Here is a 24,875-nt window from a genome sequence, read left to right on the forward strand (position 1 = left end):
AATCGTCACGAATTTGCGCCGAGCCGCGCAACGGCGGCGGCAATGCGCTCATCGGTGCCGGTCAGCGAAACGCGGATGAAGCCATGCCCGGCCTCGCCGTAAAACGTGCCGGATCCGACCACGATGCCCAACGCGGCAAGCCTGCCAATGGTGGTCCAGGTGTCCTCGCCCGCCGTGCACCACAGGTACAGCCCGGCCTCGGAATGGTGGATTGACAGGCCAAATGCCTCGAGCGCGCCGGCCAGCTGTTCGCGCCGCGACCTGTACAGGGCCTTTTGGGCGCTGACGTGGGCGTCGTCGCCCAGTGCCACGCGCATGGCCTCCTGCACCGGGAACGGCACAATCATGCCGGCGTGCTTGCGGCTGCTGACCAGGTTCGCCATGATCCCGGAGTCACCGGCCACAAAGGCGGCCCGGTAGCCGGCCACGTTGGACTGCTTGCTCAGCGAGTACAGGGCCAGCAGCCCGTCATTGCTGCCTCCACTGACACGGGGATCAAGGACGCTGGGCACGGCCTCACCTCCGTTTTCCGGGTCCCACCGGCCCCAGCCAAGTTCGCCGTAGCACTCATCGGAGGCCACCACGGCGCCAATCCCGCGCGCTTGTGCCACCAGTTCGGCCAGTTCCGCGATGGGGCGGACCATGCCGTTGGGGTTGCCGGGGGAATTGACCCAGATAAGGCGCACGCGGGCCCGGGTGCCGGCGTCGAGGTCGTCCAGCGAATCAGCGGCAACGGACGTGGCACCGGCGAAAACCGCACCCATGTCATAGGTGGGGTAGGCCACCGTGGGGCGGACGACGACATCACCGGCTCCCAGCCCCAGCAACAGCGGGAGCCACGCCACCATTTCCTTCGAGCCCACGGTGGGCATGACGTCGTTGGCGTCCAGGCCGGGGACGTTGCGGCGGCGGGCAAACCAGTCCACGATGGCCTGGCGCAGGGCCGGGGTCCCGTGGGTGGTGGGATAGCCGGGGGCGTCGGAGGCCGCCTTCAACGCGTCCTGAATCAGGGCAGGCGTGGGGTCCACCGGCGTGCCGATTGAGAGGTTCACCATGCCATCCGGGTGTTTGGCTGCCGTGGCCATGTAAGGGGCCATGGAGTCCCACGGGTAGTCAGGAAGCTGCAGGCCATGCCGGACTGGATTGTGCGGTGCCGTGCTCATCGGATGCGTATCAGCCCTGGTTCTGCGGCGGAAGCGCCGCGATGATGGGATGGTCGGTGTGCGTGTTGCCGACCTTGGCGGCCCCGCCGGGGGAACCCAGGACATCAAAGAACTCCACGTTGGCCTTGTAGTATTCGGCCCATTCCTCGGGGGTGTCGTCCTCGTAGTAGATGGCCTCCACCGGGCAGACCGGTTCGCAGGCACCACAGTCAACGCACTCGTCGGGGTGGATGTAGAGGGAGCGTTCACCTTCGTAGATACAGTCAACAGGGCACTCCTCAACACATGCCTTGTCCTTGACATCCACGCACGGCTGCGCAATTACATACGTCACGTCCCGACCTTCCTCACAAAAGACTCAACCGCCGGCTGGAGGCCGGGGTACGTTCATTATCCCCCACCGTACCCCGACCCGCATCCCAGCGAGACTTAGTATGAAGAGGTGAACCGTGCCCTTGAACTTCTCTCCGCCCTCCCCCTGGGCACCCGCGTTGTGGTCCGGTACAGGATCGAGGGCGGCAGCACCGACGTCCTGGGCGGACTTACGGCCCGGGACGCGCTGGGCGTGACCGTGGCGACCCGCGCCGGTGACGTTGTGGTGGCCCTGGCCGACGTCCAGCTGGCCAAGCCGGTCCCCCCGCCTCCCCCGCGCCGCTCTCGGTAACAACCGCCGTCACTGGACAGTTGTGGCTGCTAAGCCTCGGTCTAAACAGCCACAACTGTCCAGTCACCGCGTCCGGCGCAGGACGGCCCAGGCCCACCAGGCAACCAGGGCAGTGGCCACGGCGATTCCGTACAGCCACACCGTCCCCTGGATGTTGGCCGAAATCATGCCGAAGGCTCCGCGCTGCAGGGACAGCACGCCCGCGCACAGGTACGCCGCGGCGCCGCAGAGCACCACCGTCCAGGAATTCCGGCTCCACAAACCCACAAAAAGTTCGACGGCGGCTAGCAGCACCAGCGCTGCCACGGAGCCCAGCGGAATGGCAAAGCCGTTCCCGTACCAGGCGTGTCCGTGCAGCGAAGTTCCCAAAAGGCCCGCGCCGATTCCCGCACCAATGGCTGCAGCAATCACAGCCCACCGGCGCGGCGGCGGCAGCGGCCTGCCCTCCGCGGGCCCGCCGGGCTCCGCAGGCCAGCCGGACTCTGCGGGCCCGTTCACAGGACGCCGCAAACGGACGGAGGCGGCGCCAACTCCACAAATTCCTCGACGCCGGAAATGTCCCTCCAGACGTCGTCGGAGAGTGCATACCGGTCCCCGTCCACGACAACCTGCGTCCGGTGCTCCCTCATGGCGGCAGCCTTTGCGGCCTTGTTTCCCGCCACGGAAATGCGTGGCACGCCCGGTTCCAGGGGACGTTCGGGCCGGTCACTGACAATGGCAAACACGTGCGGGACGTCCCAGCCCGGCGCGTCCCCGGCATCACGGGCCGCCAGGTTCAGTGCCGCCATGGTGAGCTGGTGCGTGCGGACATGGTCCGGATGACCGTAGCCGCCGTCGGCCGAATACGTCACCACTGCATCCGGGCGCAGGGCACGGATCGCCGAGGCCACCAGGGCCGCCTCCCCCGCCAGAGGTTCGCGGGACAGAGATCCCGCCAGAACTGTTGTGGCGGCCACGGCGCGGCCGTCGGTGCCCCATTGCATCCCGGAATCACGGAACACTACCTCACCCGAGGCCGGCGCAGCCAACCCCTGGCCCAGCCAGAGGTGTTCACCGACTCCCAATGCGGCCAGGGCGGAAGCCAGTTCCCGTTCCCGCTCACGGGCCAGCCCCGTGCCGTCGGCAGGCGGGGCAACCGGTCCGGTCCCGGCGTCGTCCATGCCCGCCTCCTGCGGAAGGCGCAGCTGCCGCCCCACCTCGAGGTGGCCCAGTTCCGGCGGAATGACCTCACCCAGCTCCCCGCGCGTACAGGTCAGCAGCACCACGCGGGCGCCGGCCGCGGCATAGGCGGCCATGGTGGCGCCGGTGACGAGGGTTTCGTCGTCCGGGTGCGCATGGACAAAAAGCAGCGTGGCGTCCGGGCCCACTCCGGGCAGCAACGTGGGGTTCTCCATGGCTCCCAATCTACCCGCAGGCGCCCGGGCGCCTCCACCGCAGATCCGCAACGCGCAGACGCAGGACGGAAACGCCAAGGGCCGGCGCATCCGCGGAGAGTGGATGCGCCGGCCCTTGGTGCCGCAATTGCAGTTGCTGTCCGCTAGACCAGGAGTGCGGCCCCGGGAATGGCGTTGAGCAGTTCCTGCGTGTAAACCTGCTTCGGGTTGCTGAACACGTCATCCGTGGAGGAAGCCTCCACCACGCGCCCACTCTGCATGACCGTGACGTGATCGGCGATCTGGCGGACCACGGCGAGGTCGTGCGTGATGAACAGGTACGTCAAGCCCAGGTCCTCCTGCAGTTCGTTGAGCAGGTTCAGCACCTGCGCCTGCACCAGCACGTCCAACGCGGACACGGCCTCGTCACAGATGATCACGTCCGGGTTCAGCGCCAGGGCACGCGCGATGGCGATGCGCTGGCGCTGGCCGCCGGAGAGCTCGTTCGGGAAGCGGTGCATGGTGGAGGCAGGCATGGACACCTGGTCCAACAGTTCGCGCACCTTCTTCTCCCGGGACTTCGCATTGCCGATCTTGTGGATCTTCAGCGGTTCCTCGATGGTGCGGTAGATGTTGAACATCGGGTCAAGGGAGCCGTACGGGTCCTGGAAGATGGGCTGCACACGGCGGCGGAAGTCAAAGAGCGCCTTCCCCTTAAGCGTGTTCACCTCCACACCGTCAAAGAGAATGCTGCCCTCCGTGGGCGCCAGCAGGCTCAGCGCCATCTGCGCCACGGTGGACTTGCCCGAGCCGGACTCGCCAACGATCGCCATGGTGGTTCCGCGCGGGACGCTGATGGAAACATCATCCACGGCCTTGAAGTCCGTGGTCTTTCCGAGGGCACCGCGGAGCTTGAAGACCTTGGTGAGGTTCTTGATCTCCAAGATGGTCTCGCCCGCCTGCGCCCCCTTGCGTTCCCCGTCCTTGGCGGGCCGGGCGGCCTTGACGGGCTGCGCGGCAGCGGCGGGGATGGACGACGCCGTGTGCCCGGCTCGCATGGGAGCCTCGCCAGTGTACGCGGCGTCGGCCGGATCATCGAGGTCCTCGACGGCCGCAGCCAGTGCGTCCTTGGCCTTCTGCGACTGCAGGCGGCGGGATGCCAGCGACGGAGCTGAGTTGACCAGGCGCTGCGTATACGGGTGCTGCGGGTTGCGCAGGATCTCAAGTGCCGGGCCTGACTCCACCACCTGGCCCTTGTACATGACCACCAGCTTCTCGGCACGCTCCGCGGCGAGGCCGAGGTCGTGCGTAATGAGAAGCACGGCCGTGCCCAGCTCCGTGGTCATCCGATCCAGGTGGTCCAGGATCTGTCGCTGCACGGTCACATCCAGGGCGGACGTTGGTTCGTCTGCAATGAGCAGGCGCGGCCGGCAGGCAAGGCCAATCGCGATCAAGGCACGTTGGCGCATGCCGCCGGAGAACTCGTGCGGGTATTGCTTGGCGCGGGCTGCTGCATCGGGCAGCCCGGCCTCGCTCAGCACCTCCGCAACGCGCTCCTTGGAGTTGGCACCGTCCAGGCCGTTGGCCTTGAGCGTCTCCTTGACCTGGAAACCGATCTTCCAGACCGGGTTGAGATTGGACATCGGGTCCTGGGGGACCATGCCGATGGAGTTTCCGCGGAGCTCAATGATCCTCTTGGCGCTGGCATTGGTGATGTCCTCGCCGTCAAAGATGATCCGCCCGCCGCTGACCCGCCCGTTGGAGGGCAGCAGACCGATGGCGGCCAGCGCTGTGGTGGATTTGCCGGAGCCGGACTCGCCCACAATGGCCACCGTCTCGCCGGGCAGGATGGTCAGGTGTGCGTTGCGCACCGCGTTGACTGGCCCGTTCTGCGTATCAAAGGTGATGGCCAAATCCCGGATTTCAAGAAGCGGCGCATCGTCGTTGCGGGGTGCTGAGGATGAAACAGACTTGCCTTTTTCATGATTTGACATGGCCGTCACCGCTTCCTTGCTTTGGGGTCGAGCGCATCACGCAGGGCGTCACCGAGCATGATGAAGCTCAGGACAGTGATGGACAGTGCCACGGCGGGCCACAGCAGCACGGCGGGATTGTTGCGCACTTGGGGCTGGGCGTTGGCAATGTCATTGCCCCAGGACATGATGGTGTCCGGCAGCCCGATGCCCAGGAATGACAGCGTGGCCTCTGCAACGATGAACGTCCCCAGTGAGATGCTGGCCACCACGATGATGGGTGCCAGCGAGTTCGGCACCACGTGGCGCACCAGTGCGCTGAAGCGGGACAATCCCAGTGCCTTCGCGGCGGTCACAAAGTCCGCATTGCGGTTTTCAATGACGGCACCGCGGGTGATGCGGGCAATTTGCGGCCAACCGAAGATGACCAGCACCAGGACCACCGTCCACACGCTGCGGTTGTCGCGGAAGGCGGGCAGCTGCATCATGACGATGGCGCCGAGGATCAGCGGCAGGGCGAAGAAGATGTCGCCCAGTCGGGCCAGGATGGCATCGATCCAGCCGCCGTAGAAGCCGGCCAGGGCGCCCATGATGCCGCCAATGATGAGCACACCGATCGTGGTGAACACACCAACCATGAGGGAGGCGCGCGTGCCGTAGATCATGCGTGAATACACGTCACACCCCTGCAGGGTGAAGCCCATCGGGTGGCCCGCGCGGGCTCCCTCGGCTGAATTGTCCAAGGTGCAGCTGGTGGGGTCAACGCTGGCGAACCATTGCGGGAAGAAGGCCACGACCAGCACCACCACGATCAGCAGGGCCGAAATGAGGAAGAGCGGCTGCTTGCGCAGGTTCCGCCATGCTTCCGCCCACAGGCTCAGCGGGGCCGCGGTTTCATCCACGTTGTCGATCGCTGCCAGTGGCGTGTCCTCCAACGGGGCCACAAAGTGTTCAATGACGCGACTGGACTTTTTTCCCTGGCGCGCCGCCGGGATTACCGGCTTGGTCAGGTCAGTATCAGGTGTCAGTTTCTCAGACATAGCGAATCCTTGGGTCGAGCCAGGCGTACAAGAGGTCCACGACGAGGTTGGCCACCACAAAGACGATGACCAGGATGCCGACAACCGCCACGACTGTGGGGGTTTCCCCGTTTTGGATGGCCTTGTACAGCAGGTTGCCGATGCCGGGGACGTTGAAGATGCCTTCGGTGACAATGGCCCCGCCCATGAGGGAGCCGAGGTCCGCGCCGAGGAAGGTGACAACAGGGATGAGCGAGTTGCGCAGGATGTGCACCACTACGACTCGCCGGCGGCTCAGGCCCTTGGCCGTTGCCGTGCGCACGTAGTCGGCGCTCATGTTCTCACTGACGGAGGCACGCGTGAGCCTGATGACGTAGGCCAGGGACACGAGCCCCAGCACGAGGGCGGGCAGGACCAATTCGTTCAGCGGCGCAGCCCCGCTGACCGTGGGCTTGGCCCACCCGAGCTGGACGCCAACCACGAGCTGCAGCACGAAGCCCAGGACGAAGACGGGGACGGCGATGACCACGAGGGATGCGACAAGGACGGTGCTGTCAAACAGCTTGCCCTTGCGCAGCCCGGCGATGACCCCGAAAAAGACACCGAAGATGGCTTCGAAGGCCAGGGCCATGACGGCCAGCCGGGCGGTGACGGGGTAGGCGCGGCCGATGACGTCGGAGACTGCTTGGCCGGAGAACGTCTGCCCGAGGTTGAGCGTCACCAGGTTCTTCAGGTACAGGCCGTACTGGACCCAGAATGGCTGGTCCAGGTTGTATTGGGCCCGGAGTGCCGCTTCGACGGCCGGGGCCATCGGCTTGCCGCCGGACAGGGCCGCAATGGGATCTCCGGGGGTTGCAAAGACAAGGAAATACACCAGCAGCGTGGCCCCAAAAAAGACGGGAATCAGCTGCAGAAAGCGGCGGAGAGTGAACATCACCATTGTGGCGTCACCCCTCCCCGGATCCCGAAACGCAAATCGTTCATGAAATTACCTGTTCAAGTAGTGGACGGCACTGGAGGACTTGCGGGATCGCCGCTACGCCTCCAGTACGAAAAGTAACACAGGAGTGCATGGTTCAGACAGTAAAAGGGGACCCGGCACCTAGGCCGGGTCCCCCATTCATGCCAAAGTACTAGGAAAGTTACTTAGCGGTAATTTCGTAGTACAGCGGAACGCCGTTCCAGCCGAACTGCACTGTGTTGACGTTGTTGCTCCACACGCCCTGGACTGCCTGGTACCACAGCGGTACGACCGGCAGGTCCTTGAGCAGGATTTCCTGGGACTGGTTGAAGATCTTGTTGCCCTCTTCAACACTCTTGGCCGACAGGCCTTCCTTCAGCTTCGCGTCAAAGGCAGCGCTGGAGTAGTCGCCGTCGTTGGACCCTGCCCCGGTGCCGTACAGCGGGCCGAGGAAGTTGTACAGGGACGGGTAGTCGGCCTGCCAGCCGGCGCGGGAAGCGCCGGTGAGCGCCTTCTTGTTTACCAGGTCGCGCATCTGCTTGAACGTGGCGATCGGGTTCAGCTGAGCCTTGATTCCCAGGGTGGTGGCAATCTGGTTGGCCATGGCCGTGATGTATTCCTTGTTGCCGGCGCCATCAATATTGGACGTGATGGTGAAGACCTTGCCGGCCGGCCACGGGCTGATCTTGTCGGCCGCGGCCCACAGTTCCTTGGCCTTGGCCGCGTTGAACTTCAGGACATCGCTGCCGGGCAGGTTGGCGTCATAGCCGTCCAATACGGGCGAGGTGAAGTCGACAGCAGGCTTCTTGTTACCGTAGAAGATCTTGTCGATGATCTGCTGGCGGTTGATCGACATCGAGATTGCCTGGCGGCGCATCATGCCGGCTTCACCCTTGAACTCAGGGAGGTAGCTTGGGATCGTCATGGTGGCGTTGCCGGCGTACGGCTGGTTGACAAAACGGTCCTTGAAGTCCGTCTTGAAGTTCTGCAGTCCGCTCGGCGGCACCTGGTCAAGGACATCCAGGTTGTCGGACTGCACGTCCGTGTAGGCGGCGTCCGGGCTGTTGTACAGCTTGAACGTCACACCACCGTTTTTGGCCTTGCGCGGTCCCTTGTACTTCTCGTTGGGGACCAGGGTAACGGAAACGTTGTGCTTCCAGCCGTCAGCCGCCAGCTTGTAGGGGCCGTCGCCGACCGGGTTCTCGCCGAATGCCTTCGTGTCCTTGTACGCGGACTCCGGCAGCGGGTAGAACGCCGTGTAGCCAAGGCGCAGCGGGAAGTCGGATTCGGGCGCGGCCAGCTCAACGGTGAAGGTGGTGTCATCCACAACCTTCAGCCCTTCCATGGTGTCCAGGGTGGACTTTTCGGCGCTGACCTTGTCGTAGCCCTTGATGGACTCGAAGAAGTAGCTGTTCAGCTGTGTGTTCTTGGCGGCTGCACCGAAGTTCCAGGCATCCACAAAGTTCTTTGCCGTGATCGGTGAGCCGTCGCTGAACGTCTCGCCGGACTTGATCTTGATGGTGTAGTTCTGGGAGTCCTTGGTCTCAATGGACTGTGCCAGTTCGTTGACGATCTTGCCCTTGGCGTCGTAGCTGACCAGACCGGAGAAGAGCAGGTCCATGACGCGGCCGCCACCAACTTCGTTGGTGTTGGCGGGCAGCAGTCCGTTTTGCGGCTCGGTGCTGTTGGCGGTGATCGCCTTGCTGGTGTTGCCGCCGCCGGCAGAGTTGCCGCCGCCGGATGTGCCACCGCATGCGGTGAGGGACATGGCAAGTACAGCTGCCACGCCCAGTGCTTTGGAAGTGCGCGAGAAACGCATTCCGCCTCCTTGGTTATGAAATGGATTCGAGCTGAAACCATCAAACAGCTGGTTCGCCTTTGAACGTCAACGTGTCTCAACTCATACCGGTCAAGGCTACCCGGAATTGGTTACCAGCAAGTAATCCAAAGCACATCACGCCCAGATCTTTACCGAGATGAAACCTTAAAGGCCGGCAGCCCGCCTCCTCAGAGAGGGGACGGGCTGCCGGCAATTGCAGGTATTGGTTGCTTACGCCTTGGCGCGGCTGCGGAAGGCCTTGGCGCGCTCGGAAGCGTCCAGGATGAGCTTGCGGATGCGGATGGACTCCGGAGTCACCTCGACACACTCGTCTTCGCGGGCGAATTCGAGGGACTCTTCCAGCGTGAGGTTGCGCGGCGGGGTCATGTTCTCAAAGGTGTCCGAGGAAGCAGCACGCATGTTGGTGAGCTGCTTTTCCTTGGTGATGTTCACGTCCATGTCATCGGCGCGTGAGTTCTCGCCAACGATCATGCCCTCGTAGACCTCGGAGGTGGGCTGCACGAAGAAGTTCATGCGTTCCTGGAGCTTGATCATCGCGAACGGGGTGACCACGCCAGAACGGTCAGCCACGATCGAACCGTTGGTGCGGTACTCGATGGGGCCGGCCCACGGCTCGTAGCCTTCGGAGATGGACGCTCCAATGCCGGCACCGCGGGTGTCGGTCATGAAGCGGGTGCGGAAACCGATCAGGCCACGGGCCGGAACGATGAATTCCATGCGGCACCAGCCGGTGCCGTGGTTGGCCATGTTGACCATACGGCCCTTGCGTGCGGCCATCAGCTGCGTCACGGAGCCGAGGTATTCCTCGGGGACGTCGATGGTCATGTGCTCCATGGGCTCGTGGGTCTTGCCGTCGACCTGCTTGGTCACAACCTGCGGCTTGCCGACGGTCAGCTCGAAACCTTCGCGGCGCATCTGCTCCACAAGAATGGCCAGTGCCAGCTCGCCACGGCCCTGAACTTCCCAAGCGTCGGGGCGCTCGGTGGGGAGAACCTTCAGCGAGACGTTACCCACCAGTTCCTTGTCAAGGCGGTCCTTGACCTGGCGGGCGGTGACCTTGTGGCCCTTGACGCGGCCGGCGATCGGGGAGGTGTTGATACCGATGGTCATGGAGATGGCCGGCGGGTCAACCGTGATCAGCGGCAGCGGCTGCGGGTTTTCCAAGTCGGTGAGGGTTTCACCAATGGTGATGTCCTCGATACCGGCGACGGCGACGATTTCGCCGGGGCCTGCGGATTCGGCAGGAACGCGGGTCAGGGCCTGGGTGGCCAGCAGTTCGGTGATCTTGACGGGTTTGATGGTTCCGTCGTGGCGGCACCAGGCAACTGTCTGGCCCTTGCGCAGGGTGCCGTTGAAAATGCGCAGCAGTGCCAGGCGGCCCAGGAACGGGGAAGCGTCAAGGTTGGTCACGTGCGCCTGCAGGACACCCTCGGGGTTGTAGCGCGGGGCGGGAATGTGGTCCACGATCGTCTTGAACAGCGGCTCAAGGTCCTCGTTGTCCGGGGCGGCGCCGTTTTCCGGCTGCGTCAGGGAGGCGCGGCCCAGCTTGCCGGAGGCGTAGACGACCGGGACGTTCAGGACGGCGTCGAGGTCCAGGTCCGGAACTTCGTCAGCCATGTCGGAAGCCAAGCCCAGGAGCAGGTCCATGGACTCGGCAACGACCTCGTCGATGCGCGCATCGGGGCGGTCGGTCTTGTTGACGAGCAGGATTACGGGCAGCTTGGCGGCCAGCGCCTTGCGCAGCACAAAACGGGTCTGGGGCAGGGGGCCCTCGGAGGCGTCAACGAGGAGCACCACGCCGTCCACCATGGACAGGCCACGCTCGACCTCGCCACCGAAGTCCGCGTGGCCGGGGGTGTCAATGACGTTGATGGTCATGACCTGGCCATCAGCGGACGGTCCGTTGTAGGCAACCGTGGTGTTCTTGGCCAAAATGGTGATGCCTTTTTCGCGCTCCAGGTCTCCGGTATCCATGGCGCGTTCGGCAACATTGCTATGCTCGGCAAATGAGTGCGTCTGCTTGAGCATGGCGTCGACCAGGGTGGTCTTGCCATGGTCAACGTGCGCCACAATGGCGACGTTGCGCAGGTCATTGCGCGAGGCAGTGTTGAGGGAAGTATCGCTCATGCGTGAAGACTCGTTTCAGTTGGGCCCGGCTGCAGGCCCGAAGTGGGGCGACGGCAGAAAGTCACATTTATGTTTGGCCGTGATTATCGGCAGATAACACCATTCTAGACGTAGTGCCAATTCCGGCCTAGTCACTTTATCGCATGACGGCCAGGTTTTCGTCACACCCCGGCCGGCGGATCCCGGCCGCAAGGGGCATTTTCCCCTCAAAGCACGACGGCGGCAGGCCGGTTCCGTGACCAAACTCACCTGCCGCCGTCGTACCCTGCGGGGCTCCCTGGAGGGACCGGGCGGGCTCGGGGCGCAACCTACTTGACGTATTTCCAATCCCACACGTTCCACCACACGCCGACGGCGACCGGAGAATACTTCACGCCGTTTACGTGCGGGCCGTTTGCGGCAAGGCCGCTGCGCTGGAACAGCGGCAGTCCGTAGCCTGCCCCGAACACCAGCTTGTCGATCTGCATTTTCAGGGCGTTCTGCTTGGCATCATCCGGTTCCTGGGCAAGCTGTTCGGTCAGCTGGTCAACCACGGTGTTGGAGAAATTGTTCAGGTTGGAAACCGCCCCGGTGCGGAAGATCTGGGGCACCTGCTCGGAACCGGTGGGGTTGCTGGTCCAGCCGTACAGGGCGACGTCGAACGCGCCTGCCTTGAGCGCGGACAGCCACTGGCCGGCACTCTTTCCCGCGTCGGTGACGCTGAAGCCGGCCAGTTCCGCGGAAGCGGTGATCAGGGCGAACTCCTTGGCCCGCACGGGATCGTCCTTGTTGTAGAGAATCCTGATGGTGGGCTTGGCCCCGGCGAGCAGTTCCGTGGCTTGGGGGATGTCCGCCTTCGCAAAGCCGGAGCTTCCATTGCTGCTGGCCGACTCCTTGTAGGGCGTCTGGACGGCCCGGAACACAAACGAGTTGAGCACACTGGCGTTCGGGTTCAGCTGAACGGCTGCGGCGTCGACAATGTCCTGGCGGGGCACGGTCTTCAGGAACGCCGTGCGGATGTCCGGCTTGGCAAAGACCCCCTTGAAGTTGAGCAGCGCCTGGTCAAAGCCGAGGGTGTTGCCGACCTGGGTTTGGACACCGCCGGATTTCAATTCAGCCAAAGTGGCCAGGGTTTCCTCCGTCGCCGGAGGCGAAGCGACGTCCGCGGTTTTTGCCTTCAGGGCCGCGATCTGCCCGTCCGCCTTGGCATCGTAGTGGACCGTGACGGTGTCCAGGGTGGGCACCGTGCCCCATGAGTAGTCGACGTTGCGTGTGAGCACCAGCTCCTTGCCGGCGGTGATGCCCTTGACGAGGTAGGGGCCGTTGGACAGGGCCAGGGAGGGATCGGGCATGGACTTCGTGTCAAAGCCGGTGTTCCAAAAGTCGGCCACCTTGCGGAGCTCCGCATTTGGCCGGGCCGGAGCCGCGGGGTCGCCCTTGGGGATCCCCTGCAACAGCGCTGCCAGGGCGTTGGCGTCCTTGAGGCCCGCACGGACCGCCACGATGTGTGCCGGGATGCTCACGGTTGAGCCCAGCGCGGTTTCCCAGTCGGAGAACGGCTTGGTGTAGGTCAGGGTCAGCGAGGTGCCGTTGTCGCCAATTTCGGGCATGGACGTCTGGGACAGCCCGGTGGTGTCCCCGGCATAGTTGAAGTAGGCGCTTCCCTTGACCACCTTGAAGTTCGCATCCAGCGTTGCGTCGTTGTAGAAGCCCGAGGCGGCTGCCCACTGGAGGAGGAGGTCCGCGGCCGTGACGGGTGCGCCGTCGGACCACTGGACGCCGTCGTTGATGGTGTATTTGATGGTCAGCGGGTTGTCGGAGACCTTCTGGTACTTGCCAAATTTCTCATTTTTAACGAGCTTGAGGTCACTGTCCACGTAGTTGAATCCCGAGTGCGTGGCGTAGTCGATCCGGGCATTCGTGGCGCTCTGCCCGGTGGTACTGCCGGTATTGAAGGACGTGAAGGGCGCCGCCTCAACTACCCTGACATTGCCGCCGGCGGCTGCCGTGGCTGCAGCCGTGGAATCCTTCGGCTCGGGCGGCGTTCCCGTGCACGCACCCAGGGCCAATACTGCGGCCAGGGCCAGGGCGAATGCCTTTGAAATGCGTCCGGCGCGCATTCCACCTCCAGTTTCTTCGCTTCGTCATGGGCTTCCCGGACCGCGGGCAAGGTGCCGCGGCGGGGATTAAGCCTGTGTGACAGACTACCGCAGGGCGCCGGCCAGGCTGGCAGGGTTAGGCGTGGCCTGCACGTGGTGGGTGGCCGGCGGCGAACGTCAGTAGCCGGTGGTGCCGTCGATGCATTCGCGCAGCAGGTCCACGTGGCCCAGGTGCCGTGCATATTCCTCAATCATGTGCGTATACACCCAGCGCAGGTTCAGCTCCTGCCCGTGCCGGAGCCCTGCCAGCGGGGCATTGAGGTCCGCAACCTCGGCTGCCAAGCGCCGGACCTGGCGGAGCTCCTCGGTGTAGGCCGCGACATCGGCCAGAGCCGTGGCCTCGCTGTACGCGGTGAAGTCGGCGTCGCGGTCCACGGCCCGGTAGCGGGCTGGCTGGTCGCTGCCTGCCGCAACGTTGGAAAACCAGTAACGTTCGACGTCGGTCAGGTGCCGGACAATCCCCGCGATCGTCATGGTGGACGGCGGAACGGCCGGCTGGCAAAGTTGACCGGCGGTCAGTCCACCAACCTTGAGGGGAAGGGTCTCGCGGTAGAACTCCAGCCAGGCTTCCAATGACTCGCGTTCGCCGGCCATGAACGATGGGCCAGTTCTGACGTCGGGGACTTCGGGCGTGCGGTAGGTGGGGGTATCCATGGGGAAACTCTGCCACAACGAGGTATCCCTTCCCGTCGAAGTAGGCGGTGGGGCGTTGATTTCCGGGTCCGGCCTATCCCGGGGGTGGCCAGCGGCCCGCTTTGGCGGCAGAATGCGTGCATGACCTTCCGACTAGAGAACATTTCCTTCGACTCGACCACACCCGTCGAGACTTCCCGCTTCTGGGCGCAGGCCCTTGGCTGGCAGATCATCGAGGACGACGACCCAGACGAAATCGGTTTGCAGCCAGCCGCCGGAAGTCCGGAGGCTGGCGTTCTCCCTGACATCTTGTTCCTGCGCGTGCCAGAGTCCAAGTCGGTGAAAAACAGGCTCCACTTGGACCTGCGCCCCGACGACCAGGCAGCGGAGGTGGCGCGGTTGGAAGCGCTGGGTGCCCGCCGCGTGGACATCGGTCAGGGTGCTGGTGTCACGTGGGTGGTTATGGCGGACCCTGAGGGGAATGAGTTCTGCGTGCTGCGGGCACTGGCTGAGGGGGAGCAGGCAGAGGTCTAGGTGCCTAGCGCGGTCAGCGCCATTTAATGACGTTCAGTGAGCGGCGGTCAAGCCACCGCGGAGTACTGGCACAGTAGCGCAGGTACTCGTCACCGAAACGTATTCGGAGTGCCTGTTCCTCGCTGGCAATCTGGAAACGGTCCATCACCAGGACAAAGCCGCCAACTGGCAGCAGCGCCCGCCAGGACCCCCTACTCACTGCATGCGCAAGCAACATTCCTGCCAGGCCAACGTACATGGGATTGCGTGAAATGCCATTACTGCCGCCCGTGACAAGCACCGAGGCATTTGCCGGAGCTGTGGGATCAAGGGTGGTGCCTCGTCGGAGGAATGCGACGAGCGTGGCCAGCAGCATGCTTGCAGACCCGGCCGCCAGGGCAGCCGCGGCTGCTCGGCGAACCCTGCGCGCCTTCTGGCCCTTCCGCGTCAATCGTTGTGTTGCCACTGCAGCCGCCATGGCCACAGGCGGAACGGGGATGCCTTCATGCTTGCTCATGGTGTTCCTCAGGGACGTTGAAACGCGGCTTCACCATCAGCCTAGGACTCTGCTCCCTCCTGAACGCAAGGGCGCGCACGGAAATTAGTGGGTTGATAGTGGTGGCCCGATCTCTGGCCAACCGGGAATTAGGTCAGTGAAGGCGAGCAAAATCGCCTGCCCCCGGAGTCCGACGTCGAACTTCTGTCCCCACGCCACTCCGGGACTAAAACTAGGTGAGGACCTCTTCCGCAGCTGTTGCCGTCTGTTCCGCTGGTCCGGTTAGGGCAGTCGCTCGAAGACCATCGTGGCCTGAATGCGGTCGCCGCCGCCGAGCCCCCTGCTTCCGGACACTGCCGTTGAAATGGTGTGGAGACGATATCCGAGGGTGGCCTGGGCATTAATTGTCTTTTCAAGTTCCGGGAGGTTTCCGGAACCCGTGCCCCACAGCTTCTCCTTGAGGATGACTTGAATGACCACGTAGCTCATGGCTGCGGGGGCTGGACGGAGATGGCCTCCGGCTACGGCTTCGGCCCCGGTCATGTTGATCGCCCCAGCGAGTCCGCCAGCCGGCGGTGCTGGCGGCTGCACTTGTTCCGTCCAATGCTTGCCGTCCCACCATCGCATTGCTCCGAAGCCGTCGTCGTACCAGCCTGCCTGGGTGTCCGTTGTCACGTCATCGCCTCTCATTAGATTCTCTGACTAGAAATAGTGGCATACCCGGTGCAGGATCCCCATCAAAGGCAGTCAACGGCGCATCAGGCCGGAGCGGACATAATATGAGGTGCCGAGACCTGCGGAAGGAGATCACATGGCGGGCGTACTAGCAGCTGGCCGGCGACACTCTGTGGCGTGCCGCGGCGACGGGACCGTGGTGGCCACCGGCTATAGCCGGGCTGGCGAGTGCGACGTATTGACTTGGTCGGGCATCATCGCCGTCGCTGCCGGAAACGTGCACTCGGCACGTAATACGGGTCGTTCGCACACCATAGGGCTTCGAGCCGACCAAACCGTCATAGCTACTAGATGGGACAGTGATGGGCAGAGCAACGTTGCCGATTGGAGCGAAATCGCCGCCATCGCCGCAGGGTGGAGAACAACCCTCGGGCTTCGAACAGACGGAACCACAGTGGCCACCGGGCGCAACTCGGAAGGCCAATGCGAGGTGAGCGCGTGGCAAGAAGTCATCTCGATTGCGTGTGGTGACTGGCACTCTGTCGCTATCCAGTGGGACGGCGCGGCCCTTGCCACCGGCAACAACCCGCGCGGCCAATGCAACGTCGGTCAGTGGCGGAGACTAGTCGGGATCTCGGCCGGATACCTCCACACTGTTGGGCTGCGGGACGATGGGAAAGTGGTCGCCACCGGAGAGAACGCGTGGGGTCAGTGTGAGGTCACGTCATGGAGCGCCGTCACAGCTGTGGCGGCAGGCAGCTATCACACCATGGCACTTCTCCATGATGGAACGGTGCGCGCTGCCGGCCACAATCAGTTCGGGCAGTGCAGTGTGGAAGCGTGGAACGGAGTCGTGGCCATCGCCGCGGGGTCTACGCATTCGCTTGGGCTGCTCGCCGACGGTACCGTAGTGGCGACTGGTAACAATGCTGACAAGCAGTGCGAGGTAAGCACTTGGCAGCTGTTTCGGGGCTGAACCGAACGCGCAATCAGACGGTGCCACGCAACTCAGCTGAGCCCCTGCTGGTGAGCAACTTGTCAATGGCTTATTAATTTGTAGCCGTCCGCGGAGGAACCCCGTGCGGACGGGCATCGGGCATGGTTCGCGCCCGGTCAAAGTCCTGGGTATGCGCGGAGCTCCTTTCTCATCGTGCAGCGAACCTGCATACAACACCATGACGCGTTGGGCCGGTGAGAACAGCGACTTCTACATCAACCGGCATGTCCGAAATGGAAGCTCTCGTGGGACGGTGGCCCACTCTTGCTGTCTCGCCTGTAGTGATGCCAATCGTGATTGCCATCGGTGCATCTGTCGCGGTCCTTGACATATGAATCGCGGCCCAGCATTTATGAGTCATCGGGCCGACGGCCTACAGATCTAACTTGATCCTTAGAATCTAGCTACTGTCTTGAGGGGGACGATGTTGAGCACACAACAGACAAACAAGAGTCCGCTGCGCGCCCTCGGATGGCTAGCAGCAATAGTCCTTCTACTGGTCGGCACTTGGTTCGCACTCGTTTTGCCACTATTCGCTATGGCCTTCGGGCAAGCCATTCCTGGCGGCATCGCATTGATTGCCGGAATCGGTGTCATCCTCATATCGCGCCACTACCGAACTGCCTAGTCGCTACTGGCTGATTCCATAATCTGAAACACCAGATCTGGCCCGAACGCGAGAAATTAGGCGTTCGCAAGTCAGACTGCATACGGGCACCGTAGCCGACGTTGAATTCCATATCAGCTTTGGCCAATTCAGCGTGGAGCAAATGCGGCGCACCGTTCCGAACGCCATAAATCCAGCCGCAACTGATCATGCTGAAGTATTCAGTCGCGGCCAATCCTGTTCCACAGCTGATGAGTCAGCCCACTGGATGTGCTGATGGATTCGACGCTGAACCGGTCTTCCAAGCCAGCCAGATGATCCCAGATCCGGACACCGGAGCCGAGCACAATCGGAACGATCGCCACATGCAGGAAGTCGATGAGATCGGCCTGGAGGAATTCGCTCACCGTCGACGGGCCACCGCCTATCCGCACATCCAACCCGCCCGCCGCATCCTGCGCAAGGCGAAGCACTTTCTCGGGTGACGCATCGACAAAGTGGAAGCTGGTGCCGTTAGCAAACTCGAGAGTTTTACGAGGAAAGTGGGTCAGAATGAAAACCGGAGTGAGGAACGGAGGTTCGTCGCCCCACCAACCTTCCCAGCCGTCGTCGGGCCATTCCCCCGACTGCGGACCAAATTTACGGCGGCCCATGATCTCCGCCCCGATGCCCTGGCCCCACATACTGAACATGGCCCGATCCACGGTCACGGGGTCCTTAATGCGATGAATTCCATGGATGACACGTCCGTCGAACTTGCCAAAAAGCGCCCCAGCTCCCCCGATGGGCTCTTCGAGCGTCACGTGGTCTCCAGCGGCATATCCATCGGAAGAAACGAACAGGTTGTGCACTCGCGTTTGAACCATGAGAACCCCTGTGTAGTCGAGATCTGGAAATATTTGAACTCTAGCTCACCGTGTTTTCCAACGGCAATCAACATTTTGAAGCGGAACTCCACCGGGTCCTCGCATATACCGACTTCTGGCGAGATTCAACAGTCAGGGCCGACTTCACCGGCGGTACTTAGCCAACAGTTCCATGGAGAGGTGACAGGAGTCCTCCGGGAAACGAGCGAGACGATGCTGATGCTCTTCCGCGCTTTGCACATAGTTGGCAAGCGGCAGCACCTCGACGGCGATGCGGTCAGCGTCGTCTCTCGTCGCGATGAAGACCCGCGCCTCTTCGAGGTGGGCCAGGTTGCCGGAGTACACACCGGTGCGATACTTCTCTCCGACATCCGGCCCCTGTCTGTTCACCCCGTAAGGGTGGATGATCTCAAAGAGGTATGCCATCAGCTGCTCGACGCTCACGACGCACGGATCGAATCGTGTTTTCACGCATTCCGTATAGCCGTCGTAGTCCCCGTCGATGTGCTGACTGGTACCGTTGACCCGTCCAGCCTCTGTGAACGTCACCCCGGGTAGAGTCGCGACGAACGCCTGCACACCCCAGAGGCAGCCGCCCGCGAGATAGAGTTCCTCAAACTTGCGCTCCATATCCACACACCGATCGTACGCGCCCTTGCAAATCACTGTCGCTGCTGATGGAACGTATTTGACCTTGTTTGACAGTGCACGAATTCAGCTGCCGAGCTCACGCATCAGCTCCGCGGAGGAGGCTCGCCCCGGTTCCGTTACCGAAGAATCTCTGCTTCTTCCGCGACAGACTCCAGAGCGGGACGTTTGTGCGGCCAGCTCGACACGCCGGATTCGACTCGGGAAGCTCGTCGCCCGGGCGGGTACGTTCGCACTGCCACCGAGCGGGTGGTTAGGCTGGGTGGATGGCGACAGTTATTCTCGTGCGGCACGGCCGCTCCACAGCCAATGCCACTGGGCTGCTGGCCGGTCGGGCTTTCGGAGTCAGCCTGGACCAGATTGGGCGGGACCAGGCGGCCCTGAGCGGAGACCGGCTCGCGCCCGTGCCTTTAGTCGGGGTGGTGTCGAGCCCTCTTGAGCGCTGTCAGCAGACCGCCCAGTTCATCATCGATCGCCAGACGGGCGCGCCGTACGCGCCAGTTGACCTCGATCTCACCGAGTGCGATTACGGCCAGTGGCAGGGCCGCATGCTCAGTGATCTCACGACCGAGGATTTGTGGCCGGTGGTCCAGTCGCAACCGTCCGCCGTCGTCTTTCCGGGCGGTGAATCCCTGGCCGCGATGCAGGCTCGATCAGTGGCAGCAATTCGACGCCACGATGCAGCATTCGAATCCGAGCACGGGCCAGGGGCCGTGTGGGCGGCAGTGAGTCACGGAGACATCATTAAGTCAATCCTCGCCGACGCGCTCGGCATGCACCTTGACCTATTCCAGCGAATCAACGTGGGCCCCGCCTCCATATCGATCGTGCGCTACGGCGCTAGTCGGCCAAGCGTCTATGCGACCAACACCGATGCGGGTGATCTGTCGTGGTTGTCGAACGGCATCGACTCTGGCGATGCGCCGGTGGGCGGCGGTGCAGGTCAAAGGGCGCCATGAAGCTCATGGGCCTAGAATACTGACATGCGCACACGTGTTCACGAGTTTTCCTGGCCTGATCGGGTCGTCATTGGCGCCATTGGCCTTCCGGGGGCGCGTACTTTCTACCTGCAGGTGCGCGCAGGGAAGCAAGTCGTGAGTATTGCCCTGGAGAAGCAGCAGTCGGCTCTGCTCGCGGAGAAGATCGATGAAATTCTCGACCAGCTCATCACCGTCGAGAGCAACCCCTTCAGCATTCCCACAGGTACTCCCATTGAACTTGTCGACAATGACCCGCTCGAGGCCGTCCAGGAGCAGTTTCGCACCGGGGCAATGAGCTTGGGGTGGGACCCAACCACGGCCCAGATCGTCATTGAGGCCCACCCCATCACCGATGACGATTCCGATGCTGATGCTGATGCTGATGCTGATGACTACGACGAATTGCTTCATGTGGACGGGGCCAACGAGCCCGAAATGCTGCGTGTGCGAATGCCGGTCGGCAGCGCCCGCGCATTCGCCAAGCGGGCCCGCGAGATCGTGGGTGCTGGGCGTCCGATGTGCCCGCTCTGCGGTTATCCCGTGGACGCTGACGGACACATCTGCACCCTTCCCGAGGTTTGATGCCAACGCCAGACCTAGTGGCCGCCGAGCTGACTCTCACCGGCCGTATCACGACGGCTTCAAACGCTACATTTCTTGGCAGCATCGGCGACGTGGTGGTCGTCTATAAGCCGATAGCCGGCGAAAGTCCGCTGTGGGATTTTCCCCAGGGAACGCTGGCTCACCGGGAGGTGGCCGCCTACCTGGTCTCGCAGGCCTTTGGCTGGGGCGTCGTGCCCCACACCTGGCTGCGCGATGGTCCGATGGGCGAAGGAATGGTGCAGCTCTGGCAGGAGCAGGATCCCGCCCAAGACGCCGTGAACCTGATCGCGGCGGACCACGTGCCGGCGACAGGTTGGAAACACGTTCTCCAGGGACGAGATGAGAACGGACGGATGGTCGCCCTCGTTCACGAAGACTCGCCAGCGCTCAGACGCATGGCGGTGTTCGACGTCATCGTCAACAACGCCGACCGCAAAGGCGACCACATCCTTGCCCTGGCTGACGGACACCGGCACGGCGTGGACCACGGGCTCACCTTTCACCGTGACCACAAGCTGCGCACGGTGCTGTGGGGATGGAGGGGAGACGCTCTAACCGCCGACGAAGTCGACGGCATAGATCGTGTCAGCGAAGGACTGCACGGTGAGATGGGCCGAAACCTGGCGGACTTGCTCAGCACCGATGAAATCGCATCGCTCGCCGCGCGCTGCGCCCGGTTGCGCTTGGCAGGGCGGTTTCCGGCTCCTAGCGGTGAGATGTCGGCGGTGCCCTGGCCGCTGTTCTAGGGGAATTACGGCTACTGGCTTGGCAGTCCGTGTCACGTTGAGTCGTCCTCTACCGGCGCGTCTGCGGAGCGGATCCAACGCCAGGCAAGAACGTTGCATTAAGTTCTTTGGCCGACTTTGATTGCGGCCACGATCTTGGTCACTCGTTCGGTATGCAGCAGAATGCTGGCTGTATCGAGGTGGCAACCGCTCAGAAAAGCGCATGGCCGCCATGAACACGTGGTCATGGCGGCCATCGCAAAAGGTTTCATGGAGGTCAGGACCTACACATTGAACCTAAATTCAACCACGTCGCCGTCGTGCATGACGTATTCCTTGCCTTCGATCCGGACCTTGCCCTTGGCCTTGGCATCGTGCATGGAGCCGGCCTCGATCAAATCCTCGAAGTGGACCACTTCGGCCTTAATGAAACCGCGCTGGAAATCCGAGTGGATGACGCCGGCGGCCATCGGGGCGGTGTCGCCCTGGTGGATGGTCCAGGCGCGCGTTTCCTTGGGTCCGGCAGTCAGGTAGGTCTGCAGGCCCAGCGTGTGGAAGCCGACACGCGCCAGCTGGTCCAGCCCGGATTCCTCCTGGCCGCTCATTTCCAGCATTTCGCGGGCTTCCTCTTCGTCAAGTTCAACGAGGTCGGACTCCAGCTTGGCGTCCAGGAAGATGGCGTCGGCCGGAGCCACCAGAGCACGCAGCTCCTCTTGGCGTTCCGGGTTGCCCAGCACCGCGTCATCAACGTTGAACACGTAGATGAACGGCTTGGCGGTCAGCAGGCTCAGTTCCTTCAGGTGTTCCATCTCCAGTTTGTCGCTCTTGATGGAGGAGAAGATGGTGTCGCCACGCTCCAGGACCTTCTGGGCGTCCTTGATGGCGGTCAGCTCGGCTGCATCGCGCTGCTTGAGCTTGACGGCCTTTTCAATACGAGGAATGGCCTTTTCAACGGTCTGCATGTCAGCCAAGATCAACTCGGTGTTGATGGTTTCCATGTCGGAGCTGGGATCCACCTTGCCGTCCACATGAACAACATCGGGGTCGTCAAAGACACGGATGACCTGGGCGATGGCCTCGGCCTCGCGGATGGTGGCCAGGAACTTGTTACCCAGGCCTTCGCCCTCCGAGGCGCCCTTGACGATACCGGCAATGTCCACGAAGGTCACGGTCGCCGGCAGCAGACGGGCCGAGCCGAAGACCTCGGCGAGCTTCGCCAGGCGCGGATCGGGCAGGCTGACCATGCCAACATTGGGCTCGATCGTGGCGAACGGGTAGTTCGCCGCGAGCACGTTGTTGCGTGTCAGTGCGTTGAAAAGGGTTGATTTGCCGACATTGGGCAGTCCGACGATGCCAATAGTTAGAGCCACCCGTCAATCGTACCGGCCGGGCCACCCTTTCGCTGCCTGCAGCGAATACGCGGCACCGCCAGCCCAGCATGTCAGTTCCTCGTGGGAAGGTGATTACATGACTGGAATTGGATGGCTTGTGGCGGTATTGATGTTGTTGGCCGGGCTGCTGGCGGGTGCCGCCGTGGCGGCGTGGCTGCTGCGCGGGCGGTTGCTGGCCGCACAGGAAGAGGCTGCGGCTGCGCAACGGCGGGCAGGCGAGGTGAACGCGAACTTTGCCGCAGCGGATGCCGAACGCAGGCTGCTGTTCAACCAGAACCGGGCGCTGTCCGCGCAGCAGTCCTCGGATTCTTCCGTGCTCCAGGCCCTGGGGCCCGTCTCGGAAAAGTTGACGGCAGTCCAGCGCCAGGTGGCGCTGCTGGAACGGGACCGGGTGGAGCAGTATGGCCAGCTGGCCGAGCAGTTGCGTGAGGCCAAGAACGCAGACGCCCGGCTCCTGGCCACCACCACGTCCCTGGAGTCCGCCCTGCGGTCCAACAGTGCACGGGGCAAGTGGGGCGAGGTGCAACTGCGCCGCGTGGTGGAGGCGGCGGGCATGCTGGCCCACGTCGACTTTGACGAACAAGTCCACACGACTACGGACGACGGCGCCCACCGCCCCGACATGGTGGTGCGGCTGCCCGGGGGCAAGGAGCTGGTGCTGGATGCGAAGGTGCCGCTGTCCTCCTACCTTCACGCGCACGACGCCGGCCCCGGCGCGGGTGCCTTGGCCGACGAACACCTGGCCCGCCATGCGAAGGCGGTCAAGGCCCACGTCGATGCGCTGGCCGCCAAGAAGTATTGGGCGTCGGCCCACAACTCACCGGAACTGGTGATTTGTTTTGTCCCGGTGGAATCCATCCTGTCTTCGGCCCTGACCGCGGACCCCTCGCTGCTGGACTACGCCATGGGCAAGAGCGTGGTGCTGGCCTCGCCCATCTCGCTGCTGGCCATTTTGAAGTCCATCGCGTTCAGCTGGCGCCAGGACGTCCTGACGGAAAGCGCCAAGGAGCTCTTTGACCTCTCGGCGCAGCTCTATGCGCGGCTGGGCGTCCTGGGCGAGGCCGTGTCCGGCGTCGGCGCCTCCCTGAAAACGTCCGTGGACCGCTACAACAAGCTGGTGGGCACACTTGAAGCGAGGGTTCTGCCCACGGCTCGCAAGCTGAACGCCTTCGATCCGGAAACGTTGGCAACGCCGCCGTTGGTGGAGGTTTCACCGCGGTCATTGACCGCGCCGGAACTTGAGGAGCGCGCTGGTTAGTCCCCACGCCCTCCCAGACGAATCCGCTGGCGCGACTTCGATCGGGTCCCTCGGGCGCGTGGACCCAGGCGCTCCCAAACCAATTTTCTGGCGCGGATGCACTTGGGTCCCTCGGTTGCGTGGGCCCAGGCCCTAGCCCACGCGCCCGTGGCTACGACCGCCCAGACTGCGGGAGGTGTCCCCGGCAGCCTTCAACGTGGCCCGGAGTTCCTTCGGCAGGGAGAAGAGGATGTCTTCCTCCGCGGTGACCACTTCTTCGACTTCGCCGTAGCCATACCTGGCCAAAAGATGCAGCACGTCCTGGACCAGGATTTCCGGGACGGAGGCGCCGCTGGTGACGCCAACGGTGGCAACGCCTTCAAACCAACCTTCATCGATCTCGTTGGCGAAGTCCACGCGGTGCGAGGCCTTCGCGCCATATTCCAGCGCAACTTCAACGAGGCGCACGGAGTTGGAGGAGTTGGCCGATCCGACCACGATGACCAGATCGGACTGCGGTGCGATCTTCTTAATGGCCACCTGGCGGTTAGTGGTGGCGTAGCAAATGTCGTCGCTGGGAGGGTCCTGCAGCGTGGGAAAGCGGTCCTTGAGCAGCCGGACGGTCTCCATGGTTTCATCCACGCTCAGCGTGGTCTGGGACAGCCAGATGACCTTTTCGGGGTCACGGACCTGCACCTTGTCCACCTCGTGCGGACCGTTCACAATCTGAATATGCTCCGGGGCTTCCCCCGCGGTGCCTTCAACTTCCTCGTGACCCTCGTGCCCGATCAGCAGGATGTCGTAGTCGTCGTTGGCGAACCGCACGGCTTCCTTGTGGACCTTGGTCACCAACGGGCAGGTGGCGTCAATGGTGCGCAGGCCGCGGTCCTCCGCGGACTTCACCACGGCGGGCGAAACGCCGTGAGCGGAGAAGACCACGAGGGCGCCCTCGGGCACCTCCTCGTTTTCCTCGACGAAGATCGCGCCCTTGGCCTCGAGCGAAGAGACCACGTGGACGTTGTGCACAATCTGCTTGCGCACATAGACGGGCGCCCCATAGTGTTCCAGCGCCTTTTCCACGGCAATCACGGCCCGGTCCACGCCGGCACAGTAGCCCCGCGGCGCGGCCAGCAGGACGCGCTTGGTGCCGACCACGGGAGCAGCTGCAGCCACCTCTTCGGGCGACCTGCGGCGTCGCGGAACGGCGGGCATGGGAACGGAAATGGCAGTGGTGCTCATGCCCCCA

At 63.3% G+C, this 24,875-nt stretch carries 24 protein-coding genes; 7 read left to right on the forward strand and 17 right to left on the reverse strand.

Features of this window, described 5'->3' with window-relative positions; translation table 11 throughout:
• Window positions 1-5 precede the first annotated feature (5 nt).
• A complete protein-coding gene (gene dapC / locus CVV68_RS03175) occupies window positions 6-1,163 on the reverse strand; it encodes a succinyldiaminopimelate transaminase (protein ID WP_110499551.1) in 1,158 nt (385 codons plus the stop codon).
• Window positions 1,164-1,173: 10 nt separating this feature from the next.
• Window positions 1,174-1,497: a ferredoxin gene (gene fdxA, locus CVV68_RS03180; protein WP_110499552.1), complete on the reverse strand. Its 324-nt coding sequence runs from the start codon at window positions 1,495-1,497 to the stop codon at window positions 1,174-1,176.
• Window positions 1,498-1,605: 108 nt separating this feature from the next.
• On the opposite strand from fdxA, the gene CVV68_RS03185 reads away from it, so the two are divergent.
• Window positions 1,606-1,827, forward strand: a complete 222-nt coding sequence (locus CVV68_RS03185; RefSeq protein ID WP_110499553.1) for a putative acetyltransferase — start codon at window positions 1,606-1,608, stop codon at window positions 1,825-1,827.
• Between the two features lie 63 nt (window positions 1,828-1,890).
• Here the strand turns inward: CVV68_RS03185 and CVV68_RS03190 are convergent, their stop codons facing one another.
• The 9 genes from CVV68_RS03190 to CVV68_RS03230 all read right to left on the reverse strand — a co-directional run bounded on the left by CVV68_RS03190 (window position 1,891) and on the right by CVV68_RS03230 (window position 13,912).
• Entirely contained in the window at window positions 1,891-2,325 is a 435-nt protein-coding gene (locus CVV68_RS03190) for a hypothetical protein (RefSeq protein ID WP_110499554.1), read from the reverse strand.
• Window positions 2,322-3,221 carry a PIG-L family deacetylase gene (locus CVV68_RS03195; RefSeq protein ID WP_170133070.1) on the reverse strand — a complete coding sequence of 300 codons (900 nt, stop codon included), beginning with the start codon at window positions 3,219-3,221 and terminating at the stop codon, window positions 2,322-2,324. Before CVV68_RS03195 ends, CVV68_RS03190 begins: the two co-directional genes overlap by 4 nt.
• 143 nt (window positions 3,222-3,364) lie before the next feature.
• Window positions 3,365-5,194, reverse strand: a complete 1,830-nt coding sequence (locus CVV68_RS03200; protein ID WP_110499642.1) for a dipeptide ABC transporter ATP-binding protein — start codon at window positions 5,192-5,194, stop codon at window positions 3,365-3,367.
• Window positions 5,195-5,199: 5 nt separating this feature from the next.
• A complete protein-coding gene (locus tag CVV68_RS03205; protein ID WP_110499556.1) occupies window positions 5,200-6,213 on the reverse strand; it encodes an ABC transporter permease in 1,014 nt (337 codons plus the stop codon).
• Window positions 6,206-7,132: an ABC transporter permease gene (locus tag CVV68_RS03210; RefSeq protein ID WP_110499557.1), complete on the reverse strand. Its 927-nt coding sequence runs from the start codon at window positions 7,130-7,132 to the stop codon at window positions 6,206-6,208. The genes CVV68_RS03205 and CVV68_RS03210 overlap by 8 nt, the downstream gene beginning before the upstream one ends.
• Window positions 7,133-7,334: 202 nt before the next feature.
• Window positions 7,335-8,972 carry a peptide ABC transporter substrate-binding protein gene (locus CVV68_RS03215; RefSeq protein ID WP_110499558.1) on the reverse strand — a complete coding sequence of 546 codons (1,638 nt, stop codon included), beginning with the start codon at window positions 8,970-8,972 and terminating at the stop codon, window positions 7,335-7,337.
• Between the two features lie 231 nt (window positions 8,973-9,203).
• Complete coding sequence (typA, locus tag CVV68_RS03220; RefSeq protein ID WP_110499559.1) at window positions 9,204-11,120, reverse strand: translational GTPase TypA; 1,917 nt, start codon at window positions 11,118-11,120, stop codon at window positions 9,204-9,206.
• Window positions 11,121-11,428: 308 nt separating this feature from the next.
• The gene (locus tag CVV68_RS03225) at window positions 11,429-13,219 is read right to left on the reverse strand and encodes an ABC transporter family substrate-binding protein (RefSeq protein WP_110499560.1); all 1,791 of its coding nucleotides are present in this window, start codon (window positions 13,217-13,219) and stop codon (window positions 11,429-11,431) included.
• A 156-nt stretch (window positions 13,220-13,375) separates the two neighbouring features.
• A complete protein-coding gene (locus tag CVV68_RS03230; RefSeq protein ID WP_110499561.1) occupies window positions 13,376-13,912 on the reverse strand; it encodes a DinB family protein in 537 nt (178 codons plus the stop codon).
• Between the two features lie 120 nt (window positions 13,913-14,032).
• On the opposite strand from CVV68_RS03230, the gene CVV68_RS03235 reads away from it, so the two are divergent.
• Window positions 14,033-14,425, forward strand: coding sequence for a VOC family protein (locus CVV68_RS03235; protein ID WP_110499562.1), 393 nt, complete (start codon window positions 14,033-14,035; stop codon window positions 14,423-14,425).
• A 13-nt stretch (window positions 14,426-14,438) separates the two neighbouring features.
• On the opposite strand, the gene CVV68_RS03240 is transcribed toward CVV68_RS03235, so the two are convergent.
• Window positions 14,439-14,921: a methyltransferase family protein gene (locus tag CVV68_RS03240; protein WP_110499563.1), complete on the reverse strand. Its 483-nt coding sequence runs from the start codon at window positions 14,919-14,921 to the stop codon at window positions 14,439-14,441.
• A 261-nt stretch (window positions 14,922-15,182) separates the two neighbouring features.
• Entirely contained in the window at window positions 15,183-15,575 is a 393-nt protein-coding gene (locus CVV68_RS03245) for a DUF2510 domain-containing protein (RefSeq protein WP_110499564.1), read from the reverse strand.
• A gap of 136 nt (window positions 15,576-15,711) precedes the next feature.
• Between CVV68_RS03245 and CVV68_RS03250 the strand changes: the two genes are divergently transcribed.
• Window positions 15,712-16,551 (forward strand): RCC1 domain-containing protein, encoded by an 840-nt coding sequence (locus tag CVV68_RS03250; RefSeq protein WP_110499565.1) that lies wholly within the window; start codon window positions 15,712-15,714, stop codon window positions 16,549-16,551.
• Window positions 16,552-17,400: 849 nt separating this feature from the next.
• On the opposite strand, the gene CVV68_RS03255 is transcribed toward CVV68_RS03250, so the two are convergent.
• Together CVV68_RS03255 and CVV68_RS03260 are read right to left on the reverse strand one after the other, a co-directional pair.
• On the reverse strand, window positions 17,401-18,045 hold the full coding sequence (locus tag CVV68_RS03255; protein ID WP_110499566.1) for a dihydrofolate reductase family protein: 645 nt from the start codon (window positions 18,043-18,045) through the stop codon (window positions 17,401-17,403).
• A gap of 144 nt (window positions 18,046-18,189) precedes the next feature.
• Complete coding sequence (locus CVV68_RS03260) at window positions 18,190-18,675, reverse strand: peptide-methionine (S)-S-oxide reductase (protein ID WP_110499567.1); 486 nt, start codon at window positions 18,673-18,675, stop codon at window positions 18,190-18,192.
• Window positions 18,676-18,959: 284 nt separating this feature from the next.
• Here CVV68_RS03260 and CVV68_RS03265 point away from each other — a divergent pair, with 284 nt between their 5' ends.
• From CVV68_RS03265 to CVV68_RS03275, 3 genes are read left to right on the forward strand one after another with little or no spacing between them, the layout of a single operon-like run.
• Window positions 18,960-19,652: a histidine phosphatase family protein gene (locus CVV68_RS03265; RefSeq protein ID WP_110499568.1), complete on the forward strand. Its 693-nt coding sequence runs from the start codon at window positions 18,960-18,962 to the stop codon at window positions 19,650-19,652.
• Between the two features lie 24 nt (window positions 19,653-19,676).
• Window positions 19,677-20,255 carry a DUF3090 domain-containing protein gene (locus CVV68_RS03270; RefSeq protein ID WP_110499569.1) on the forward strand — a complete coding sequence of 193 codons (579 nt, stop codon included), beginning with the start codon at window positions 19,677-19,679 and terminating at the stop codon, window positions 20,253-20,255.
• Window positions 20,255-21,022, forward strand: a complete 768-nt coding sequence (locus CVV68_RS03275; protein WP_110499570.1) for an SCO1664 family protein — start codon at window positions 20,255-20,257, stop codon at window positions 21,020-21,022. Before CVV68_RS03270 ends, CVV68_RS03275 begins: the two co-directional genes overlap by 1 nt.
• 263 nt (window positions 21,023-21,285) lie before the next feature.
• On the opposite strand, the gene ychF is transcribed toward CVV68_RS03275, so the two are convergent.
• A complete protein-coding gene (gene ychF / locus CVV68_RS03280) occupies window positions 21,286-22,371 on the reverse strand; it encodes a redox-regulated ATPase YchF (protein ID WP_110499571.1) in 1,086 nt (361 codons plus the stop codon).
• 97 nt (window positions 22,372-22,468) lie between these two features.
• On the opposite strand from ychF, the gene CVV68_RS03285 reads away from it, so the two are divergent.
• Window positions 22,469-23,650 carry a DNA recombination protein RmuC gene (locus CVV68_RS03285; protein WP_110499572.1) on the forward strand — a complete coding sequence of 394 codons (1,182 nt, stop codon included), beginning with the start codon at window positions 22,469-22,471 and terminating at the stop codon, window positions 23,648-23,650.
• Window positions 23,651-23,782: 132 nt separating this feature from the next.
• Here the strand turns inward: CVV68_RS03285 and CVV68_RS03290 are convergent, their stop codons facing one another.
• Entirely contained in the window at window positions 23,783-24,868 is a 1,086-nt protein-coding gene (locus CVV68_RS03290) for a 4-hydroxy-3-methylbut-2-enyl diphosphate reductase (RefSeq protein ID WP_110499573.1), read from the reverse strand.
• Window positions 24,869-24,875 lie beyond the last annotated feature (7 nt).

The sequence above is a fragment of the Arthrobacter livingstonensis genome, assembly GCF_003219815.1.
GTDB classification, from domain to species: domain Bacteria; phylum Actinomycetota; class Actinomycetes; order Actinomycetales; family Micrococcaceae; genus Specibacter; species Specibacter livingstonensis.

Coding starts and splice junctions, on each gene's coding strand:
- dapC (WP_110499551.1), bottom strand. CDS start 1,163: ATGAGCACGGCACCGCACAATCCAGTCCGGCATGGCCTGCAGCTTCCT.
- CVV68_RS03195 (WP_170133070.1), bottom strand. CDS start 3,221: ATGGAGAACCCCACGTTGCTGCCCGGAGTGGGCCCGGACGCCACGCTG.
- CVV68_RS03200 (WP_110499642.1), bottom strand. CDS start 5,194: ATGTCAAATCATGAAAAAGGCAAGTCTGTTTCATCCTCAGCACCCCGC.
- CVV68_RS03205 (WP_110499556.1), bottom strand. CDS start 6,213: ATGTCTGAGAAACTGACACCTGATACTGACCTGACCAAGCCGGTAATC.
- CVV68_RS03210 (WP_110499557.1), bottom strand. CDS start 7,132: ATGGTGATGTTCACTCTCCGCCGCTTTCTGCAGCTGATTCCCGTCTTT.
- CVV68_RS03215 (WP_110499558.1), bottom strand. CDS start 8,972: ATGCGTTTCTCGCGCACTTCCAAAGCACTGGGCGTGGCAGCTGTACTT.
- typA (WP_110499559.1), bottom strand. CDS start 11,120: ATGAGCGATACTTCCCTCAACACTGCCTCGCGCAATGACCTGCGCAAC.
- CVV68_RS03225 (WP_110499560.1), bottom strand. CDS start 13,219: ATGCGCGCCGGACGCATTTCAAAGGCATTCGCCCTGGCCCTGGCCGCA.
- CVV68_RS03230 (WP_110499561.1), bottom strand. CDS start 13,912: ATGGATACCCCCACCTACCGCACGCCCGAAGTCCCCGACGTCAGAACT.
- CVV68_RS03235 (WP_110499562.1), top strand. CDS start 14,033: ATGACCTTCCGACTAGAGAACATTTCCTTCGACTCGACCACACCCGTC.
- CVV68_RS03240 (WP_110499563.1), bottom strand. CDS start 14,921: ATGAGCAAGCATGAAGGCATCCCCGTTCCGCCTGTGGCCATGGCGGCT.
- CVV68_RS03250 (WP_110499565.1), top strand. CDS start 15,712: ATGGCGGGCGTACTAGCAGCTGGCCGGCGACACTCTGTGGCGTGCCGC.
- CVV68_RS03255 (WP_110499566.1), bottom strand. CDS start 18,045: ATGGTTCAAACGCGAGTGCACAACCTGTTCGTTTCTTCCGATGGATAT.
- CVV68_RS03260 (WP_110499567.1), bottom strand. CDS start 18,675: ATGGAGCGCAAGTTTGAGGAACTCTATCTCGCGGGCGGCTGCCTCTGG.
- CVV68_RS03265 (WP_110499568.1), top strand. CDS start 18,960: ATGGCGACAGTTATTCTCGTGCGGCACGGCCGCTCCACAGCCAATGCC.
- CVV68_RS03270 (WP_110499569.1), top strand. CDS start 19,677: ATGCGCACACGTGTTCACGAGTTTTCCTGGCCTGATCGGGTCGTCATT.
- CVV68_RS03275 (WP_110499570.1), top strand. CDS start 20,255: ATGCCAACGCCAGACCTAGTGGCCGCCGAGCTGACTCTCACCGGCCGT.
- CVV68_RS03285 (WP_110499572.1), top strand. CDS start 22,469: ATGACTGGAATTGGATGGCTTGTGGCGGTATTGATGTTGTTGGCCGGG.
- CVV68_RS03290 (WP_110499573.1), bottom strand. CDS start 24,868: ATGAGCACCACTGCCATTTCCGTTCCCATGCCCGCCGTTCCGCGACGC.